The sequence below is a fragment of the Geothrix oryzae genome, from assembly GCF_030295385.1.
Taxonomy (GTDB): domain Bacteria; phylum Acidobacteriota; class Holophagae; order Holophagales; family Holophagaceae; genus Geothrix; species Geothrix oryzae.
Map to the genome: position 1 here is coordinate 1,294,068 of NZ_AP027079.1, position 18,010 is coordinate 1,312,077.

Consider the following 18,010-nt stretch of genomic DNA (forward strand, 5'->3'; position numbering starts at 1 on the left):
GCCCAGGCTGGAAGGCGCGTGTCCGAGATCACAATTAAGAATACATGGTCCTAAATATGGAAAATTGTGGAACACTGCTTCCCGGCGCCCGGTGAGCGCGCGATGGAGGCTTCGATGAAGGCAAGGTGGTGGCTGGTGTTGCTGGTGCTCCTCGCGGGCTTTGGCGTGTTGGGCCTGGGAGGGCGGCAGATCGCCCAGAATGCTCCACCCATCCCGCAGCGCGTGGTGGCCGAGGACGGCACCCAGCTGGTAGGTCCGGGGCAGATTCTCAAAGGCCAGGTCAGCTACCTGGGACACGGCGGCCAGCACATCGGATCCATCTGGGGCCACGGCGCTTACCTTGCACCTGACTGGTCGGCCAAGGCCTTGCACCAGTGGGCCGCGCACACCCTCGAGGGGGTGAAGGTCCAGGGCACTTCCGTGGCCGATGCCAAGGCCAGCACCATTTCTATATTTCAGAGCAACAGGTATGAATCATCCACCGGCACGCTGACGCTGAACGCGGCGCAGGCCAAGGCCTATCTCCAGGCCCGCGCTGAACTGGCGAAGGTCGCGGTGGAGGGCGACAAGGGCGCCGCCATTCCCGCCCGCTGGATCCCCACCCTGGAGGAAGGCGAGCGCGTGGCCGACTTCTGGCTGTGGACCGCCTGGGCGGCCGCGGCCCGGCGTCCCGGCGCGGATCACAGCTACACCCAGAACTGGCCGCAGGAGCCCCTGGTGGGCAACGCCATCACGCCCATCAGCCACCTCTGGAGCATCCTGTCGATCATCCTGCTGATCCTGGGGGTGGGCCTCATGGTGTGGCACCACGCGCACCAGCCCGCCGAGGCGTTTCCGGACCCCAAGCCCATCCCGCCCGCCCCGGCCACGCCCAGCCAGCGCTGGTCCGCCCTCTACTTCGCGGTGGCCATGGCCCTGTTCCTGGTGCAGATCGGCATGGGCGTCATGACGGCCCACGATGCGGTGGAAGGCAATGGCCTCTACGGTCTGGATCTGTCGCGCATCCTGCCCTATGCGGCCTCGCGCACCTGGCACCTCCAGCTGGCCGTCTTCTGGATCGCCACCTGCTGGCTGGCCACGGGCCTCTACCTGGGCCCCAAGCTCAGCGCGAAGGAGCCCAAGGGTCAGTGGCTCGGCGTCGCCGGCCTGCTCGGCGCCCTCGTGGTGGTGGTGGTCGGCGCGCTGGCCGGCGCCCACCAGGCCATCCTGGGCAAGCTGTCCGGCTCGTTCATGCTGGGCCACCAGGGCTATGAATATGTGGAATTGGGCCGCCTCTGGCAGATCCTGCTGACCGCGGGCATGGTCATCTGGCTAGTGCTGGTCCTCCGGTCCCTGCTGCCCGCGCTGAAGGGGGAGAAGGGCCGCCTGGGCCTGCTCAAGCTCTTCGTGCTGTCGGCCATCGCCATCCCGCTCTTCTACTCCGCGGGCTTCATGTACACCCGCGAGACCCACATCGCCATGGCCGAGTACTGGCGCTGGTGGGTGGTCCACCTCTGGGTGGAGGGCTTCTTCGAGGTCTTCGCCACCGTCGCCATCGCGCTGCTCTCCACCCGCATGGGCCTGCTGCGCGAAGGTACCGCGCTCCGCGCCGTGAGCCTCTCCATGGGCCTGTTCCTGGGCAGCGGCGTCATCGGCACCTTCCACCACCTCTACTACACGGGCTCCCCGGCTTCCATCGCGGCCCTGGGTTCCGTGTTCAGCGCCCTGGAGATCGTGCCCCTCACCATCGTGGGCTTCGAGATCGCCATGAGCCTGAAGGCCGGCCGCGCCCTGGGCAGCGGCTACGAGTGGCCGTTCAAGTACTTCGCGGCGGTCTGCTTCTGGAACCTGCTGGGGGCCGGTGTCTTCGGCATGCTCATCAACCCGCCCTCGGTGCTCTACTTCGGCCAGGGGCTCAACACCACGCCCATCCACAGCCATGCCGCGCTCTTCGGCGTCTACGGCTTCCTCGCCATCTCGCTCATGCTCTTCGCCCTGCGCGGCATGACGCCGGACAAGGCCTGGGATGAGAAGTGGCTGAAGTACGGCTTCTGGGGCCTGAACCTGGGCCTGGTCATGATGCTGGCGTTCTCGCTGGTGCCCAGCGGCTTCTACCAGATGGCGCAGAGCCTCGAGCACGGCACCTGGTACGCCCGCAGTGCCGAGGTCGTGCAGAGCCCCCTCATGCGCGCGTTCACCTGGATGCGCGTCCCCGGGGACACCCTCTTCGGCCTCGGTGCTCTCGCCGTGATCATCTTCACCTTCAAGGCCGTCATCGGCGCCTGGGGTTGGAGGACGGCGGAGGAAACCCAGCCAACCCGCGAGGCCACGGACGCGGCCCCCGCGTTCGCGGTGGCCGAGGACTGATCCGACGCCCCACCCGCGCTGCACGAGCCGAGGCCCCTTCCGAAAGGTGGGGGCCTCGCCGCGCGTAGTGCCGGATGCGCCCGGCGGGCGACACCAAGCAGGCCTGTTAACCTGACTCGCCTTGGAGGTGCACTGTGGTTCTCATCGCCGTCCTGCTGCTCGTGGTTGGTGTCCTGGCCTGGCGGTGGAAGACCAAGGTGGAATTCCCCCTGTCGGCCCGGCTGGCCATCCTGCAGTGGATCGGCCTGGGGCTCGGGGCGGTCCTGTTCCTGGCCTCCATGGCCGTGGTGGTCCCCCCGGGGCAGGCGGGCATCCAGGTGCTGTTCGGCAAGGTGAACGCCGAGCCGCTGCCCTCGGGCCTCCACTTCATCAACCCGTTCGCCCAGGTGGTGGAGATGGAGGTCCGCACCCGGAACTACACGATGTCGACCGTGTCGGACGAGGGACAGCATAAGGGTGACGATTCCATCTCCGTCATCAGCAGCGACGGCCTCACCGTGAAGCTGGACGCCACCATCTTCTACTCGCTGCAGCAGGCCCGCCTGCCCGAGATCTACCGGACCATCGGACCGGATGTGGAGGCGCGCATCGTGCGCAGCGAGATCCGGGCCAGCCTGCGGGATGCCGCCGCCAGCCTCTCCGCCACGGAGTTGTACACCTCCAAGCGCCAGTCCTTCGTGGATCAGGTGTCCAAGACCCTCCGGGCCGCCTTCGAAGGCCGGGGCATCACCCTGGAGCAGATGCTGCTCCGCAATGTCATCCTGCCGGACCAGATCACCAAGTCCATCAACGACAAGATCAGCGCTGACCAGGATGCCCAGAAGATGGCCTTCGTCCTGCAGAAGGAGAAGCAGGAGGCGGAGCGCAAGCGCATCGAAGCCGAAGGCCAGGCCCGGGCCCAGCAGATCGTGAGCCAGAGCCTGACGCCCCAGATCATCGAGTACCAGCGCATCCAGGCCCTCCGGGATATCGGCGCGAAGGGCAACCTGATCATCACCCCCATGGGGGGCGCCACGCCCATGATCCAGGTGTCCGCCAAGAAATAGGGGCCCCGGTTCTATTCGATGTATTTCCCCCGCTCCGTATAGTGCGTGTGGAGCAGGCGGTGGCTTCTGGCACCGCAGGGGCCTTCCTTCAGGAACTCGGAATAGATCCTCAGGACATCCGGGTTCTCATGGGATTTGCGGATTGGATAGGCCGAATCCTCGGCGTAGATGGCCTTGGCCCGGGCTTCCCGGATCTCGGGCGAGGTGGGAATGGGCTGGCCGCCCCCGCCGACGCACCCGCCCGGACATCCCATGAACTCGATGAAATGGCACTGGCTGAAGGGACCGCCCGCCTTGATGTCCTCCATGACCTTCTTCGCGTTGGCCGTGCCGTGGGCCACCGCGACCTTCAGCGTGGCTCCCCGGAGGAACTCCCAGCTCGAGAAATGGTCCGCGAGGATCGTCGGGACGGGCCCCACCTCCGGAACCGGGATCTCCGCATAGCGGATGCCCTCGAAACCCCGGACGGGCTTGATGTCGGCATGGGCGAAGAGGTCCTCCACCTTGACGCCGGACACCAGCTCGAGGACCGAGCGGAGCGCCGCCTCCATGACGCCTCCGGTGGCGCCGAAGATCACGCCGGAGCCGGTGGCGGTTCCGAAGGGTGCGTCGAATCCCGTCTTCGGCATGTCCGGCAGCCGGATGCCGGACTCGCGGATCATCTTGGCCAGTTCGCGGGTGGTGAGGCCGTAGTCCACATCCTTGAAGCCGCTGGCATCCATCTCGGGCCGGTTGCACTCGAACTTCTTGGCCGAGCAGGGCATCAGGGCCACGGTGACGATGTCCTCGGCGGGGATGTGATGGGTCCGTGCGTAGTAGGTCTTGATGATGGCGCCGAACATCTGCTGCGGACTCTTGGCGGTGGAGAGGTTCGGGATGTACTCGGGGTAGAAGTGCTCGAGGTATTTCACCCAGCCGGGGCTGCAGCTCGTGAACTGGGGCAGGGCGACGGATTCCCCCAGCATCAGGGCCTTCTTCAGCCGGATCAGGAGTTCCGTGCCCTCCTCGAGGATCGTGAGGTCCGCCGTGAAGTTGGTGTCGAAGACCCGGTCGAACCCGGCGCGCTTCAGGGCCGTGTTGAGCTCGAAGGTGAGGGCGTGCCCTGCGGGGAGACCGAAGCATTCTCCGATGGCGGCGCGCGGGCTGGGCGCGGTCTGGATCACCACATGCTTGCCCGGGTCGTCGATGGCGGCCCAGACCTCGTCGGTGTAGTCCTGGGCATGGAGTGCGCCGGTGGGGCAGCGGTTGATGCACTGTCCGCAATTGATGCAGACGACATCTCCCAGGGGCTTGCCGAGGTACGGGGCGATGTGGCTGTGGTCCGACCGTCCCAGCACCTCGATGGCGCCCACTTCCTGGAGGTCGATGCAGGTGCGGACGCATCGGCGGCACATCACGCACTTGTTGTTGTCGCGGACCACGGAGTAGCTCGATCCGTCGATCTCATGGCGGGGCCGCTCGGGGTGCCCGAAGCGGAACATGTCCACGCCGTATTCCCTGGCCAGATCCTGGAGTTCGCAGTTGTTGTTCCGGCGGCAGGCGTAGCAGTCGCCGTAGTGGTCGCTCAGCAGCAGGTCGACGATGTGGCGCCGGGCCAGCCGGACCTTCTTGGAATGGGTCCTGACCTGGATGGGGGCCGTCACCGGGAAAGTGCAGGCCGCCTGGAGCGCGCGCAGCCCCTCGACCTCGACGGAGCAGATCCGGCAGACGCCGGCCACGCAGAGATCCGGGTGATGGCACAGGGTGGGGATGTGGGTCCCCAGCTTCCGCGCCGCCTCGAGGATGGTGGTCCCGACGGGCACCTTCACCTCCTGCCCGTCGAGCGTGAGGGCGACTTCAGCTTCGGCGCCCAGGGGGCCGAGGGGCGGGGCGTTCTGGTTCCGCTGGCTGGCCGGCGCCCGGCGGGGACGATCGATGGCGGTGGCTTCGGTCATGGTCGGTTCCCCTTCACTCAGGCGTGCACTCAGGCGTGGACCAGGGGGTGGGCGCGGCCCATGAGCTCCTCCCGGAAATTGCGGACCACGGACAGGAAGGCGCAGGGACTGCTCTGCCCGAGCCCGCATTTGGAGGCGATCATCATGGTCTCGCCCAGGGCGCACAGCTCATTGAGGTAGGCCATGGAGCAGGTGCCCGCCTTGAGCATCTTCACGCCCTCCAGCAGCTTCCGGTTCCCGAGACGGCAGGGCGTGCACTGGCCGCAGGACTCGTCGGCGAAGAAGCCGAGGAAGTTCTCGATGACATCCAGCATGTCCCGCTGGGGGCCGAAGATGATCACGGACCCGCCCGTCGGGATGTCCTCGAAGGCGATGGCCCGGTCGAACTGCGAGGCCGGGATGCACTGGCCCGAGGCCCCTCCGATCTGGACGGCCCGGGCGTTCTCCCCGCCCACATTCCGGAGCAGCTCCCTGACGGTGATGCCCATGGGGAACTCGAAGACGCCCGGTCGCTCGCAGTCGCCCGAGATGCTGAAGATCTTGATGCCCGTGCTCATCTCGGTTCCGACCTTCCGGAACCACGCCGCCCCCTTCTGCAGGATGCAGGCCGCCCAGGCCAGGGTCTCCACATTGTTGACGACCGAGGGACGATCCAGGAAGCCCTGGTGGACGGGGTAGGGCGGCCGGTTCCTCGGCTCGCCGCGGAACCCTTCGAGGCACTCGATCAGCCCGGTCTCCTCGCCGCAGATGTAGGCACCGGCCCCCATGAAGATGCGGATGTCGAACCCCGGCTGGAAGCCCAGGATGTCCTCCCCCAGCAGGTGCCGGCTCCGGCGCTGCTGCAGGACGGCCTCGAGGTGGGCGCGCAGGTAGGTGTACTCGCCCCGGAGGAAGAGGATCCCCTCCTTCGCGCCGACGGCGAGTGCCGCGATGGTCATGCCCTCGAAGACCAGGTCCGCGTGCTCCTGGAGGATCACGCGATCCTTGAAGGTCCCCGGTTCGCCTTCGTCCGCGTTGCAGAGGATGAACTTCTGGTCGGAGGGCGCTTCGGCGGCCAGGGCCCACTTGGTGCCGGTGGAGAACCCGGCGCCGCCTCGACCCTTCAATCCAGAGGCGGTGATCTCCTGGACGATCTCCGCCGGCGTCCGTTCCAGGGCCCGCTGCAGGCCGATGTCGGCGGGCATGTGGCTGAAGGTCGGAATCTGGCTCATGCGAGGTGAACCTCCTTCCGTTCCGTGGCGTGCTGTCCGAAGGCCCGGCGGCACTCCTCGAGGATGGCGTGCACGGATTCCGGGGTGACGCGGGTGAAGACGCGCTCGTTCACCAGCAGGGCGGGCCCCTGGTCGCACATGCCGATGCAGTTGGCCCATTCCAGGGTGAATTTCCCGTCCGGCGTCGTCTGGCCGAAGGAGATGCCCAGATCGTTCTCGAGCTGCCGCATGACCCGGGCCTTCCCCGCCATGTCGCAGGAGATGGTGCGGCAGAGGCGGATCACATAGCGGCCCTGGGGGCGGTCGCCGAGGAAGGCATAGAAGGACACAACGCTGTTCACTTCCACCGGATGGATGCCGAGCAGGTCGGCCGTGACCTGCATGGCATAGCTGTCGATCTTGTGGTACTTGCGCTTCACCTCCTGGAGGATGGGCACCAGGGAGGTGCGCTGGCGGCCGTACTTGTCCACCAGGTTCTGGATTTCCGCCGCCAGGAATTCACGCTCCGTCATCAGCATGTGGGTTCTCCTTGGCCTGGGCTTGGCTTGGGGCATGCGCGGCCGACCCGCCGCCAGGCGGGGGCTGGTTCGCAGGGGGGATGCATGGGCGGGTGGTCACGGCCCTCCCGGACAGGCGGAGGACCGCCGGCCTGCCTGTTCGTCGAGAGGAATCCGCATCCATCCGGACCACCACAGGAACCGACGAGACTCTACCCCCAGATGCACCGGGGTTCCAGCCAATGATGATGTATAGGTAATAAATTATTTCCGGGGCGGGAAACCTGAGATGGAGCCCTTGTTCCCGCCTCTGCGCTATGATGAATAACTTGACCAATGTGGTCAGGATTGTGGGGCTGCCATGAAGGTGATCGTCGCCAAGACCGCGGGCTTCTGCTGGGGCGTGAAGCGCGCCATGGACGCGGTGCTGGAAGCCTCAGTCCGCAACGACGGCCGCGCCGTCCAGACCCTGGGGCCGCTCATCCACAACCCGCAGGCCCTGGACCTCATCGGCAAGCGGGGCGTGGCCGTGGCCGAAACCCCCGACAAAGTGCAGAACGGCACGGTGGTGATCCGGGCCCACGGCATTCCCATCCAGGACCTGCGGGGGCTCAAGGAGCGCCAGGCGCGGGGCGAGGTGAAGATCGTCAACGCCACCTGTCCCGAGGTGGCCAAGGTCCACCACAAGATCAAGAAGTGGAGCCCCAAGGGCTACTTCACGGTGATCCTGGGCAGCCACGGGCATGCCGAGAGCGTGGCGCACCGCAGCTTCGCGGAGAGCGGCTCCGTCATCGTCGCGAACATGGCCGAGGCCGAGGCGCTGACGGACGACCAGCTGAAGAAGGTGCTGGTGGTGGCCCAGACGACCTTCACGGTGAAGGACTATCACGCGATCTCGGATTACATCCGCACCCGCGCGGGCGATGCGGTCTTCGAGAACACCATCTGCGAAGACACCTGGATGCGGCAGGACGAGGCCAAGGAACTGGCCCGCACTGTGGACACGGTGATCGTCGTGGGCGGCAAGGCCTCCAGCAACACGAAGCATCTGGCCGAACTGGCCCACCACTACGGCAAGCCCGTGCAGTATGTGGAGACCGCCGCGGAGCTGGACCTCAGCGCCTTCGCGGGCCGCGAGACCGTGGGCGTGCTGGCGGGCGCCTCGACCCCCACCTGGCTGGTGGACGAGGTGGTGGATGTTCTGGAGCAGCTGGGGGATGGTCCCAGCCGCTGGCGCAGCTTCGCCCAGGCTGCCTTTGGCAGCTCGTCGCTGCTGGCGATGGGGGCGGGTCTCATGACCCTGGGCGTGCACAAGTGGCTGGGCCTGCCCCTGGGCTGGCGCTACCCGGTGCTGGCCGCGACCTATGTGCTGGCCATGTACCTCCTCACCCCGTTTCTGGATCCATTGGGCCTCGGCGCCAAAGGACCGGCTAGGGCGAGATTCCTCCAGCGGAACCGGATCGTCCTGCTGGCCTCGGCCGGGGTGGCCCTGGTCGCGACCCTTGGCCTGGCGGCCAGCCAGGGGCTGAAGGCCCTGGCCGTGGCGGCAGGGGCCTCGCTGGTGGGCGCCGCCTACAAGCAGCGGTTCCAGGTCGGCAAGCGGATCCTGAGCCTGCGGAACATTCCGGGTTCCAAGGATGTGGTGGTGGCCCTGGCCCTGGCCACGGTCGCGGTCGTCATGCCGGTCTGGCAGGAGGGGCGCGCCTGGGACCTCCGTGCCTTCGCGGCGGTCTTCCTGGTGGGCGTGCTGGCCTTCGTCCGTACGGTGATCTACGAGATCCGGGACATGCAGAACGATCAGATCGTGGGCAAGGAGACCCTGCCGATCCTCATGGGCAAGATGGCCACGAAGGTCGTGCTGGTGGGCCTCCTCGGCTCGTTGCTGGCCGGCACGCTCTGGCTCACCTTCGACAGCCGTCAGCAGGGGGGGCATCCCCTGGCCGTGGCGGTGGTGCTGGTGATCTGCGCGGCCTATCCGGTGCTGTACCTGTGGCTCTATCACGAGCGCTTCACGACCGGGAAACACCGCTTCGAGCTGAGCGTCGATCTGAGCTTCTACCTCGTCGGATTGCTGGCGCTGGTGTAGTGCTTGTCATCCTTGGAGAGACTGCTAGCCTTGGGGCACCATTTCCAAAGGAGAGCCCCATGCGCATGAAGTCGCTTGTCGTCCTGTCGGCCACGGCCGTGCTCGGCGCCGCCCTCGGCTGGGCCGCCGCCGCCGCCAGCTACCAGAAGACCGGCACGGTGAAGGAAGTCGCTGCCGACAGCTTCACCCTGGACCTCGGCAAGGAGGAATGGCGTTTCTACACCGATGGCAGCACGGCCGGGAAGGATGCCCTCAAGGCCGGCGACAAGGTGACCGTCACCTACAAGCAGGTGGCCACCAAAATCGAGAGCAAGGGCGGCGCGAAGAAGGAAGCGGCCAAGGCTCCGGCCAAGAAGAAGTAGGCCACGAGGTTGGACGATGCCCCGGCGGTCCCGGGCATGGTCGCAGGCCGTCCCGAGAAGAAGAACCCGAGAAGAAGAAATAGTCCCGCCGGAGGCGGTACCTGCAGAACGGGGCGCGCTCGCGCCCCGTTCTGCAGGTATGTGGAAAGATGAATGGATGCGGAACTGGGTTCTCATCACAGGGTGTTCGACGGGCATCGGGCGGGCCCTGGTGCCGCTCTGCCGTGGGGCGGGCTGGGGCGTGGTGGCCACGGCCCGGAGGCCGGAGTCGCTGGCGGATCTGCCGCCTGGCGAGGATCTGCGCGTCCTTCCCCTGGATGTCACCGAGGACGCGAGCGTCGCGCGGGCGGCTGCGACCTGCGCCGACCTGCGCCTGAAGGCCCTCGTGAACAACGCCGGCTACGGCCAGGTGGGCCCCCTGGAGCTCCTCCGCCCCGAGGAACTCCGGGCGCAATTCGAGACCAATGTGATCGGCCTCCACCGGGTGACCAACGCCTTCCTGCCGCTGCTGCGACGCCAGCCCGGTGCGCGGATCCTGCAGGTGGCCTCCATGCTGGGGCGCCTGTCCATCCCGCTGGCGGGGCCCTACAACGCCTCCAAGCATGCCGTGGTGGCCCTGGCGGAAAGCCTGCGCCTGGAGGTGGGCCGGGAGGTGGCGGTGGTGCTGGTGGAGCCCGGCGCTATCCGCACGGCCTTCCGGGAGACCCTCGCCACGGCCTGGGGAGATCTGCCCGAGCGGGCCCGGGGCACCCGGTACGAGGCCGTCATCGGCCGCTACCTGGCCCTGCGGAAGGGGCAGGCCGAGCGGTTCGCCATGGACGCGGAAGACTGTGCCCGCCAGCTGCTTCACGCCTTGGACGCGGCCCATCCCCCGCGCCGGGTGGTCATCGGCCGGGACGCCTTCTGGGTGGCCAAGCTGAAGGCCCTCCTGCCAGTCGCCTGGTGGGAGGGCCTGCTACGCCGTCAGTACGGCCTGGATTGACCTACTTGTAGATGCCGCAGCCGACGACGAGGCCGCCTTCCGCCAGGCAGAACGAGGTCTTGTTCTCGACCTTGCCCGTGGCGGGATTCTCGACCTTCATGTCGGCCCAGCCGCCGCCCTTCTTCTGGCCGGTCTTGATGATCTCCTGGATGTTGTAGACGCCGTCCGGGTCCTTCACATTCCAGCGGTTGACGCCGAGGAGGTTGGCCCGGGCCCCGTGGGCCAGCACCACGCCCTTGAGGTCATAGACGAAGAGATAGAGGGTCCCGCCCTGCTTTACATGGAACCGGCCCTGGGGCTTGTGGACCTCGGCCAGGAAGGCCTCCTTCCCGTTGGCCTTCAGGAAGGCGATGCCCTCCTTCACCATGGCTTCGGCCTTGGGGCGCTCCGCAGGCTGGGCGAGTAGGGCGGTGGTGATCATGAGGGCGGCGGGCAGGGCCAGCAGGCGACGCGGGTGGATGCTCATGGGCAATCTCCTTCTCAAGCAAACAGGGACTCTCTCCCCCACATTCATCGGCCTGGGCTAAGACCACCTTAAGCTCTCATTTGGAATCTATTTATAGGCGCCGCAGCCGATGATCCAGCCTTCCATCAGCTCCACATACGAGACCTTGGTCCTGACCTTGCCCGTCGCGGGGTGGGGGTATTTGTAGTCCACCCAGCCGCTGCCCTTGGCCCGGGCGACGGCGATCATGTCCCGGAGGAAGTGCTTTCCGTCGGGATCCCGCAGGCCGATCCGGTTCGTGCCCACCATCTGGCTCTGGAAGCCGATGGCCTGGCAGACGCCCTGCAGGTCGTAGACGAAGATGTAGAGCTCTTCCCCGCTTTTCACATGGAACCGGCCCTGGCCGTGGTTGATCTCCCTCAGCAGGGCCTCTTTTCCATGGCTCTTGGCGAACGCCACCGCCTCCTTCACCAGGGACAGGGCCCGAGCGGGCTGGTCCTGGGCCAGGAGGGGTGGCGCGGTCATGCAGAAAAGGGCCGGAATCCATGCATTCCCAGCGTGCACAAGGGCCTCCTTCGGAGGAGAACGGCTACACCTGTAGAGATCGTCCGCTCGGGCGGAAGCATGAATCCCGGCAGGGCCTGCCAGACTGGAGGCATGTCCGACGACCGCCTCTACCTGATCGACACCTTCGCCTTCCTTTTCTCGGCATCCGCCGCGCGGATGCGCGAGACCTCGCCGTTGAACCGGGAGATGAACCGTGGCTGAGGATCGCCTTTACCTGATTGATACCTTTGCCTTCATTTTTAGGGCCTACTTCGCCAATCCCCGGCTGAAAAACGGGGCGGCCTACACCTTCACGCGGCTGGTGCTGCAGCTGCTGGAGAAGCACAAGCCCACCCACATCGCCTGCGTGTTCGATACGCCGGAACCCACCTTCCGGCACGAGATCTATCCCGAGTACAAGGCCAACCGCGACGCCATGCCCGAGGACCTGCGACCGCAGATCCCCATGATCCGGCAGCTGGTGGAGGCGCTGAACATCCCCATCGTGGAGCTGCATGGCTACGAGGCGGACGATGTCATGGGCACCCTGGCCCGGGAATCCGCCGCCCACGGCCTTCCCGCGGTCATCGTCAGCCCCGACAAGGACCTGCTGCAGCTGGTGGACGACGGGCTGCGCATCCAGGTGTTGAACACCAAGGACGGCGAAGTCTGGCATGACCGCGAGGGCGTGAAGACCCGCATGGGCGTGTGGCCCGAGCAGGTGGTGGACTTCCTGAGCCTGGTGGGGGACGCCTCCGACAATGTGAAGGGCGTGCCCGGCATCGGCGAAAAGGGCGCAGCGCTGCTGCTGGAGAAGTTCGGCAACCTCGACGGCGTCATCGCCGGCAAGGCTGAGCTCAAGCCCAAGCAGCGCGAAGGCCTGGACACCGCCGCCGCGTGGCTGGAGCTCACCCGGCGCCTGGTCACCGTGGTGACCGACCTCAAGCTGTCCCTGCATCCGAAGGATCTCGCCTATCCCGGCGTGGACGAGGCCAAGGCCCGGGAGACCTTCAAGGCCCTGGGTTTCCAGACCCTCACCAAGGAGTTCACCCAGAGCGCCGAGCAGGCGGGCAGCGCGCGGACCTATCGGGCCGCCTCCACCGTGGCGGACCTCGAGGCGGCCGTGGCGGCCTGCCGCGCGGCCGGTCGCTTCGGCCTCGACACGGAGACCACCAGCATCGATCCCACGCGGGGCCACCTGGTGGGCCTCAGCCTGGCCTGGGCACCCAACGAGGGGCTCTATGTGCCGCTGGCCCACCTGAAGCCCGCCACCGCGGACACGGAAGGCTCTCTGCCGGGCCTGCTACCGGACTCGGGCCTGCCCGAATCGCTGCTGGACCTTCGGGGCGATGCGGTGGGCTTCTTCTCGGAACTGGCGCCCCACCTGGACCCCCGCAATGTGCCCTTCGCGGAGGCCCGGCGCGTCCTCGCGCCGCTGCTGGCGGATGCCTCCGTCGGGAAGTGCGGCCAGAACCTGAAGTACGATTTGCAGGTGCTGACCCGTCATGGCTTGCCCGTGGCGGGCTTGGCGGACGACAGCATGGTGCTGAGCTTCCTGCTGGAGAGCGGCGTCCGCCACAACCTGGATGACCTGTCCGTGCGCCTGCTCGATGTGAAGCCGATCGCCTTCGAGGAGGTGGTGGGGAAGGGGAAGAGCCAGAAGCGCTTTGACGAGGCCGTGTTCGAGCAGGCGGTGCAGTACGCTGCGGAAGATGCCGACCTGGCCCTGCAGCTCTGCGACAAGCTGCGGACGAGGTTCGCCGACGACCGGATGAAGCGCCTCTACGAAGAGGTGGACCTCCCGCTCGTGGAGGTTCTGGCGGCCCTCGAAGGCCATGGCGTCCGCCTGGATTTGAATGTGCTTTCCCAGCTCGCCGTGCGCATGCACGGTGAGCGCGAACGGGCCCAAGCCCGTGTCATCGAACTCGCGGGCGAGCCTTTCAACCTGAACAGCCCCACCCAGCTGGGGGCGATCCTCTTCGGCAAGCTGGGTTACAAGCCCGTGAAGTTCACGGGCAAGACCAAGGCGCCCAGCACCGACGAGGATGTGCTGCAGGAATTGGCCAAGGCGCAGGGTGCGGAGATCGCCAGCGAGCTGTTGCGGCACCGCCAGATGGTGAAGCTGCTGGGCACCTATGTGGAGGCTCTGCCGCAGATGGTGAACCCCGTGACCAAGCGCGTGCACACGCGCCTGCACCAGGCGGCCGTGGCCTCGGGGCGGCTGGCCTCCAGCGATCCCAACCTCCAGAACATCCCCATCCGCACCGAGGAGGGCCGGGCCATCCGCGGGGCTTTCGTGCCCGAACCCGGCTGGGTTCTGCTGGATGCGGACTACAGCCAGATCGAACTGCGGGTGGTGGCGGCCCTGGCCGAGGATCCCGTCCTGCTGGGCGCCTTCGCCGCGGGTGAGGACATCCACCGCCGGACGGCCTCCGAGGTCTTCGGCGTGCCCATGGAGACCGTCACCTCCGATCAGCGCAGCGCCTCCAAGGCGGTCAACTTCGGCCTGCTCTACGGGCAGGGGGCCTTCGCCCTCGCCGCCAACATCGGCGTCAGCCAGAAGGAGGCCAAGGCCTTCATCGAACGCTACTTCGAGCGCATGCCGAAGGTGGCGGCCTGGATTGAGGGCGCCAAGGAGCGGGCCCTGGCCGAAGGCCTCGTCCGCACCCACTGGGGCCGCATCCGTCTGATCCCCGAGTTGGAGAGTCCCAACAAGCAGTTCCAGGCCCAGGGGCTGCGCGAAGCCGTGAACACTATCGTTCAGGGTACGGCCGCCGACCTCATGCGCCGGGCCATGGTGCGCCTGCACCGCAGCCTCCAGGTCTCAGGCCTCCGGGCCAGGCTGCTGCTCCAGGTCCATGACGAACTCTTGATGGAGGCGCCGCCGGAAGAAGTGGACCGGGCCGCCGCTCTCCTGAAGGACGCCATGGAAGGCGCCGACGATCTGGGCGCCCTGGGCGTGAAGCTGGCGGCGGAAGTCCGCACGGGCGACAGCTGGCTGGCCTGCAAGTAGGCGACCCCTACCTCGGGGAAACATGAACCGCAGAGAGCACAGAGAAGCGATTTCCATGCTCTGCGGCCTCTGCGCCCTCTGTGGTTAGCCCACTTTATCCGCCCCGGCACCGTCCTGACCCTGAGGGTGGCTGGTGGAGGGTTTGACACTTTGTCGGGGGATGTTCCCGGATCAGGCGATTTCTGGGGGTTTTGTGATGGCTGCCCGGGCTCAAACTTAACGGGGAGGTCATGATTGGCGGGTCTGGTGCGGGAGCGCACCGCAGCCCCAGTCCCCTTCCTGCAGGAGTCTGAACATGAGCCAGTTCAACATCGCCTGGTTGCCCGGTGACGGCGTGGGCGTCGAGGTCATGGAGGCCGCCAAGATCTGCCTGGATGCCCTGAAGTTCGATGCCTCGTACACCCACGGGGACATCGGCTGGGAGTTCTGGTGCAAGGAGGGGGAAGCCTTCCCCCAGCGCACCATCGACCTGCTGAAGAACAGCCATGCCGCCATGTTCGGCGCCATCACCTCGAAGCCCGTGAAGGACGCCGAGGCGGAGCTGGTGCCGGAACTGAAGGGCAAGGGGCTCATCTACCGCAGCCCCATCGTCCGCATGCGGCAGATGTTCGACCTCTACACCTGCCTGAGGCCCTGCAAGGCCTACGCGGGCAACCCTCTGAACTACAAGGAAGACATCGACATGGTGATCTTCCGCGAGAACACCGAGGATCTCTACGCCGGCGTGGAATTCAGCCCCGTTCCCGACGAGCTGAAGGAAACCCTGAAGAAGCTCAGCAAGCCCTTCGCCCACTTCGCGGAGATTCCCGGCGACCAGTTCGCCATCACCTGCAAAGTGAACACCCAGAAGGGCTGCGACCGCATCATCCGCGCCGCCTTCGAGTACGCCAAGAAGTTCGGCTACCCCAAGGTCACGGTCATCCACAAGGCCAATGTGGTGCGGGCCACCGAAGGCATGTTCCTGGAGACCGGCAAGCGCATCGCCAAGGAATACCCGGGCATCGCGATGGATGACGCCAATGTCGATGCCATCACCATGTGGATGCTCAAGAACCCCAAGAACTACGGCGTGATGGTGGCCACCAACCTCTTCGGCGACATCGTCAGCGACCTCGCCGCCCAGATGGTGGGCGGGCTCGGCTTCGGCTGCTCGGGGAACATCGGCGAGAAGCTGGCGGTGTTCGAACCGAGCCATGGCAGCGCGCCGAAGTACGCGGGCCAGTACAAGGTGAACCCCATCGCCACCATCCTGGCCGCCAAGATGATGCTGGATTGGCTGGGGGAGACCGAGAAGGGCGCCCGGCTCGAAGCCGCCACCGCCGCCGTCATCGCCGAAGGCCAGGTCCGCACCTACGACATGGGCGGCAAGGCCACGACCCTCGACATGGGCGAGGCGATTGCCAGGAAGCTCTGAGGTCGGCCATGGATCGCATCCTCATCCACGAAGTTGGCCCCCGCGACGGTCTCCAGGCCGAAAGCGTGGTTGTACCAACGGAAACGAAACTCGACTGGATCCGCCGCATGGCGGATTCGGGCGTGGACATCGTCCAGGTGGGCTCCTTCGTGCGGGGCGACAAGATGCCCCAGATGGCCGACACGGATGAGCTGTTCCGCCTCCTCGGCCGGGAATCCCATCGGGCCCTGCTGTCGGGTCTGGTGCTCAACGAGAAGGGGTTGGAGCGGGCCCTGGAGGTGGGCGTTCCGCTCATCTGCATGGGCGTGTCCGCCTCCGAGACCCACAGCCGCAAGAACACCGGCATGGGCACGGAGGACGCCACGCGCCGCATCATCGCCACGGCCCTGGAAGCCCGGAAGGCCGGGCGGAAGGTGCAGGTGAGCGTGCAGAGCGCCTTCGGCTGCGGCTTTGAAGGCCCCATCGACGAGGCCCGGGTCCTGGGCATCGTGGCCGCCTACCTGGACGCCGGGCTGACCTCCATCAGCCTGGCGGACACGGCGGGCCATGCCCACCCGGCCCAGGTGCGGCGCTATGTCCAGAAGGTCCTGGGCCTGGACCCCGCCGCCGAAATCACGGCGCACATCCACAACACCTACGGCCTGGGCATGGCCAGCGTCTACGCCGCCATGGAAGCCGGGGCCCGGGCCATCGAGACCAGCTTCGGCGGGCTCGGTGGCTGCCCCTTCACCAAGGTGGCGGCCGGTAATGTGGCCACGGAAGATCTCGTCCATGGCCTCCAGCGCACGGGGCAGCGCATGGACATCGACCTCGCGGCCCTCATCGGGGTGACGAAGGATGTCGCCGCCCACTTCGGTCGGGAACTCCCCGGCTGCGTCTACCGAACCGGGCCTCTCGCTGCAAAGGTGACGGCATGAGCAGGAAGATCCTCGAAGGCATCAAGGTCCTGGATCTCACGAATGTGTTGTCCGGGCCCTTCACCACGCTCCATCTGGCCTTGCTGGGGGCCGAAGTCATCAAGGTGGAGAATCCCAAAGACGGCGACCTGGCCCGGAAGCTGGGCATCGTCCCCGATCTGAACAAGAAGCTCATGGGCACCAGCTTCCTGGCCCAGAACTGCAACAAGAAGTCCATCACGCTCAACACCAAGTCCCCGGAAGGCAAAGAGATCTTCCGGAAGCTGGTGAAGGACGCGGATGTGGTGGTGGAGAATTTCCGGCCGGGCGTCATGGACCGCCTGGGGCTGGGCTACAAGACGCTGGCGGCGCTCAACCCCCGGCTCATCTACTGCGCCATTTCGGGCTTCGGCCAGACGGGCCCCGACGCGCTTAAGCCCGCCTACGATCAGATCATCCAGGGTCTGTCCGGCGAAATGGCTGTGAACGGCGACGAGCGGCTGAACCCCCTGCGCACGGGCTTCCCCGTCTGCGACACCGTGGGCGGCCTGAACGCCGCCTTTGCCGTGATGGCGGCGCTCTTCCACCGGGAGCGCACGGGGCAGGGGCAGGCCATCGACATCGCCCTGCTCGACAGCATCATGCCCCTCATGGGCTGGGTGGCGGCCAACCTGCTCATCGGCGGCGAGCAGCCGGCCCTCATGGGCAACGACAACTTCACGGCCGCGCCCAGCGGCACCTTCCGGACGCAGGATGGGCACATCAACATCGCGGCGAACAAGCAGGAGCAGTGGGAGGCGGTCTGCGAGGTGCTGGAGGTTTCGGCATTGAAGACGGACCCCCGCTTCCAGGAGCGCGATACCCGGAAGAAGAACCGGCGGGAATTGACGCCGCTCCTGGAGGACCGGCTGACCCAGAAACCGACCCGCTTCTGGGTAGAGGCCCTGAACGCGAAGGATGTGCCCAGCGGGGAGATCCTGGGCCTCGAAGAGGCTTTACGGCAACCGCAGATCCAGCACCGGGAGGTGCTCCGCAAGGTCCAGGTGGCGGGCGTGGGCGAGATCGAGGTCTTCGGCCTGACGGCCCTCTTCGAGAAGACTCCAGGCTCCGTGGATGCCCCGCCGCCGGCCCTGGGCGAGCACAATGCCTTGGTCTACGGGCACCTGGGCCTGGGCGAAGGCGAACTGACCGAATTGAAATCCAAAGGCGTCATCTGAGGAGGTTCCCATGGG

14 protein-coding genes are annotated in these 18,010 nt (G+C 66.6%); 9 read left to right on the forward strand and 5 right to left on the reverse strand.

From position 1 onward, the window contains the following. The first annotated feature begins 114 nt into the window (after nucleotides 1-114). Both QUD34_RS05940 and QUD34_RS05945 read left to right on the forward strand, forming a co-directional pair. Nucleotides 115-2,346, forward strand: a complete 2,232-nt coding sequence (locus QUD34_RS05940) for a nitric-oxide reductase large subunit (RefSeq protein WP_286355678.1) — start codon at nucleotides 115-117, stop codon at nucleotides 2,344-2,346. Nucleotides 2,347-2,480: 134 nt separating this feature from the next. Further along, nucleotides 2,481-3,392: a prohibitin family protein gene (locus QUD34_RS05945; protein ID WP_286355679.1), complete on the forward strand. Its 912-nt coding sequence runs from the start codon at nucleotides 2,481-2,483 to the stop codon at nucleotides 3,390-3,392. Nucleotides 3,393-3,403: 11 nt separating this feature from the next. On the opposite strand, the gene QUD34_RS05950 is transcribed toward QUD34_RS05945, so the two are convergent. From QUD34_RS05950 to QUD34_RS05960, 3 genes are read right to left on the reverse strand one after another with little or no spacing between them, the layout of a single operon-like run. Beyond that, nucleotides 3,404-5,326, reverse strand: a complete 1,923-nt coding sequence (locus QUD34_RS05950) for an NADH-dependent [FeFe] hydrogenase, group A6 (RefSeq protein WP_286355680.1) — start codon at nucleotides 5,324-5,326, stop codon at nucleotides 3,404-3,406. A 29-nt stretch (nucleotides 5,327-5,355) separates the two neighbouring features. Next, nucleotides 5,356-6,537: a complex I 51 kDa subunit family protein gene (locus QUD34_RS05955; protein WP_286355681.1), complete on the reverse strand. Its 1,182-nt coding sequence runs from the start codon at nucleotides 6,535-6,537 to the stop codon at nucleotides 5,356-5,358. Further along, nucleotides 6,534-7,055 (reverse strand): NADH-quinone oxidoreductase subunit NuoE family protein, encoded by a 522-nt coding sequence (locus QUD34_RS05960; protein ID WP_286355682.1) that lies wholly within the window; start codon nucleotides 7,053-7,055, stop codon nucleotides 6,534-6,536. Before QUD34_RS05960 ends, QUD34_RS05955 begins: the two co-directional genes overlap by 4 nt. 340 nt (nucleotides 7,056-7,395) lie before the next feature. Here QUD34_RS05960 and ispH point away from each other — a divergent pair, with 340 nt between their 5' ends. From ispH to QUD34_RS05975, 3 genes are all read left to right on the forward strand, one after another. Further along, nucleotides 7,396-9,120 carry a 4-hydroxy-3-methylbut-2-enyl diphosphate reductase gene (gene ispH / locus QUD34_RS05965; protein WP_286355683.1) on the forward strand — a complete coding sequence of 575 codons (1,725 nt, stop codon included), beginning with the start codon at nucleotides 7,396-7,398 and terminating at the stop codon, nucleotides 9,118-9,120. Nucleotides 9,121-9,179: 59 nt separating this feature from the next. Continuing rightward, on the forward strand, nucleotides 9,180-9,482 hold the full coding sequence (locus tag QUD34_RS05970) for a hypothetical protein (protein WP_286355684.1): 303 nt from the start codon (nucleotides 9,180-9,182) through the stop codon (nucleotides 9,480-9,482). 157 nt (nucleotides 9,483-9,639) lie between these two features. After that, entirely contained in the window at nucleotides 9,640-10,464 is an 825-nt protein-coding gene (locus QUD34_RS05975; protein WP_286355685.1) for an SDR family oxidoreductase, read from the forward strand. Nucleotide 10,465: 1 nt separating this feature from the next. On the opposite strand, the gene QUD34_RS05980 is transcribed toward QUD34_RS05975, so the two are convergent. Both QUD34_RS05980 and QUD34_RS05985 read right to left on the reverse strand, forming a co-directional pair. Then, nucleotides 10,466-10,930, reverse strand: a complete 465-nt coding sequence (locus tag QUD34_RS05980) for a cache domain-containing protein (protein ID WP_286355686.1) — start codon at nucleotides 10,928-10,930, stop codon at nucleotides 10,466-10,468. 87 nt (nucleotides 10,931-11,017) lie between these two features. Beyond that, a complete protein-coding gene (locus QUD34_RS05985; protein ID WP_286355687.1) occupies nucleotides 11,018-11,434 on the reverse strand; it encodes a cache domain-containing protein in 417 nt (138 codons plus the stop codon). A 235-nt stretch (nucleotides 11,435-11,669) separates the two neighbouring features. Between QUD34_RS05985 and polA the strand changes: the two genes are divergently transcribed. The 4 genes from polA to QUD34_RS06005 all read left to right on the forward strand — a co-directional run bounded on the left by polA (nucleotide 11,670) and on the right by QUD34_RS06005 (nucleotide 17,995). Next, nucleotides 11,670-14,468, forward strand: a complete 2,799-nt coding sequence (gene polA, locus QUD34_RS05990; RefSeq protein ID WP_286355688.1) for a DNA polymerase I — start codon at nucleotides 11,670-11,672, stop codon at nucleotides 14,466-14,468. Between the two features lie 295 nt (nucleotides 14,469-14,763). Continuing rightward, nucleotides 14,764-15,882, forward strand: coding sequence for an isocitrate/isopropylmalate dehydrogenase family protein (locus QUD34_RS05995; protein WP_286355689.1), 1,119 nt, complete (start codon nucleotides 14,764-14,766; stop codon nucleotides 15,880-15,882). 8 nt (nucleotides 15,883-15,890) lie between these two features. Continuing rightward, the gene (locus QUD34_RS06000; RefSeq protein WP_286355690.1) at nucleotides 15,891-16,799 is read left to right on the forward strand and encodes a hydroxymethylglutaryl-CoA lyase; all 909 of its coding nucleotides are present in this window, start codon (nucleotides 15,891-15,893) and stop codon (nucleotides 16,797-16,799) included. Next, nucleotides 16,796-17,995, forward strand: a complete 1,200-nt coding sequence (locus QUD34_RS06005; RefSeq protein ID WP_286355691.1) for a CaiB/BaiF CoA transferase family protein — start codon at nucleotides 16,796-16,798, stop codon at nucleotides 17,993-17,995. Before QUD34_RS06000 ends, QUD34_RS06005 begins: the two co-directional genes overlap by 4 nt. Nucleotides 17,996-18,010 lie beyond the last annotated feature (15 nt).

Bases quoted from the DNA above. Each gene is read 5' to 3' on its own strand.
- QUD34_RS05940 (WP_286355678.1), top strand. From the start codon at position 115: ATGAAGGCAAGGTGGTGGCTGGTGTTGCTGGTGCTCCTCGCGGGCTTT.
- QUD34_RS05950 (WP_286355680.1), bottom strand. From the start codon at position 5,326: ATGACCGAAGCCACCGCCATCGATCGTCCCCGCCGGGCGCCGGCCAGC.
- QUD34_RS05955 (WP_286355681.1), bottom strand. From the start codon at position 6,537: ATGAGCCAGATTCCGACCTTCAGCCACATGCCCGCCGACATCGGCCTG.
- QUD34_RS05960 (WP_286355682.1), bottom strand. From the start codon at position 7,055: ATGCTGATGACGGAGCGTGAATTCCTGGCGGCGGAAATCCAGAACCTG.
- ispH (WP_286355683.1), top strand. From the start codon at position 7,396: ATGAAGGTGATCGTCGCCAAGACCGCGGGCTTCTGCTGGGGCGTGAAG.
- QUD34_RS05970 (WP_286355684.1), top strand. From the start codon at position 9,180: ATGCGCATGAAGTCGCTTGTCGTCCTGTCGGCCACGGCCGTGCTCGGC.
- QUD34_RS05975 (WP_286355685.1), top strand. From the start codon at position 9,640: ATGCGGAACTGGGTTCTCATCACAGGGTGTTCGACGGGCATCGGGCGG.
- QUD34_RS05980 (WP_286355686.1), bottom strand. From the start codon at position 10,930: ATGAGCATCCACCCGCGTCGCCTGCTGGCCCTGCCCGCCGCCCTCATG.
- QUD34_RS05985 (WP_286355687.1), bottom strand. From the start codon at position 11,434: ATGACCGCGCCACCCCTCCTGGCCCAGGACCAGCCCGCTCGGGCCCTG.
- QUD34_RS05995 (WP_286355689.1), top strand. From the start codon at position 14,764: ATGAGCCAGTTCAACATCGCCTGGTTGCCCGGTGACGGCGTGGGCGTC.
- QUD34_RS06000 (WP_286355690.1), top strand. From the start codon at position 15,891: ATGGATCGCATCCTCATCCACGAAGTTGGCCCCCGCGACGGTCTCCAG.
- QUD34_RS06005 (WP_286355691.1), top strand. From the start codon at position 16,796: ATGAGCAGGAAGATCCTCGAAGGCATCAAGGTCCTGGATCTCACGAAT.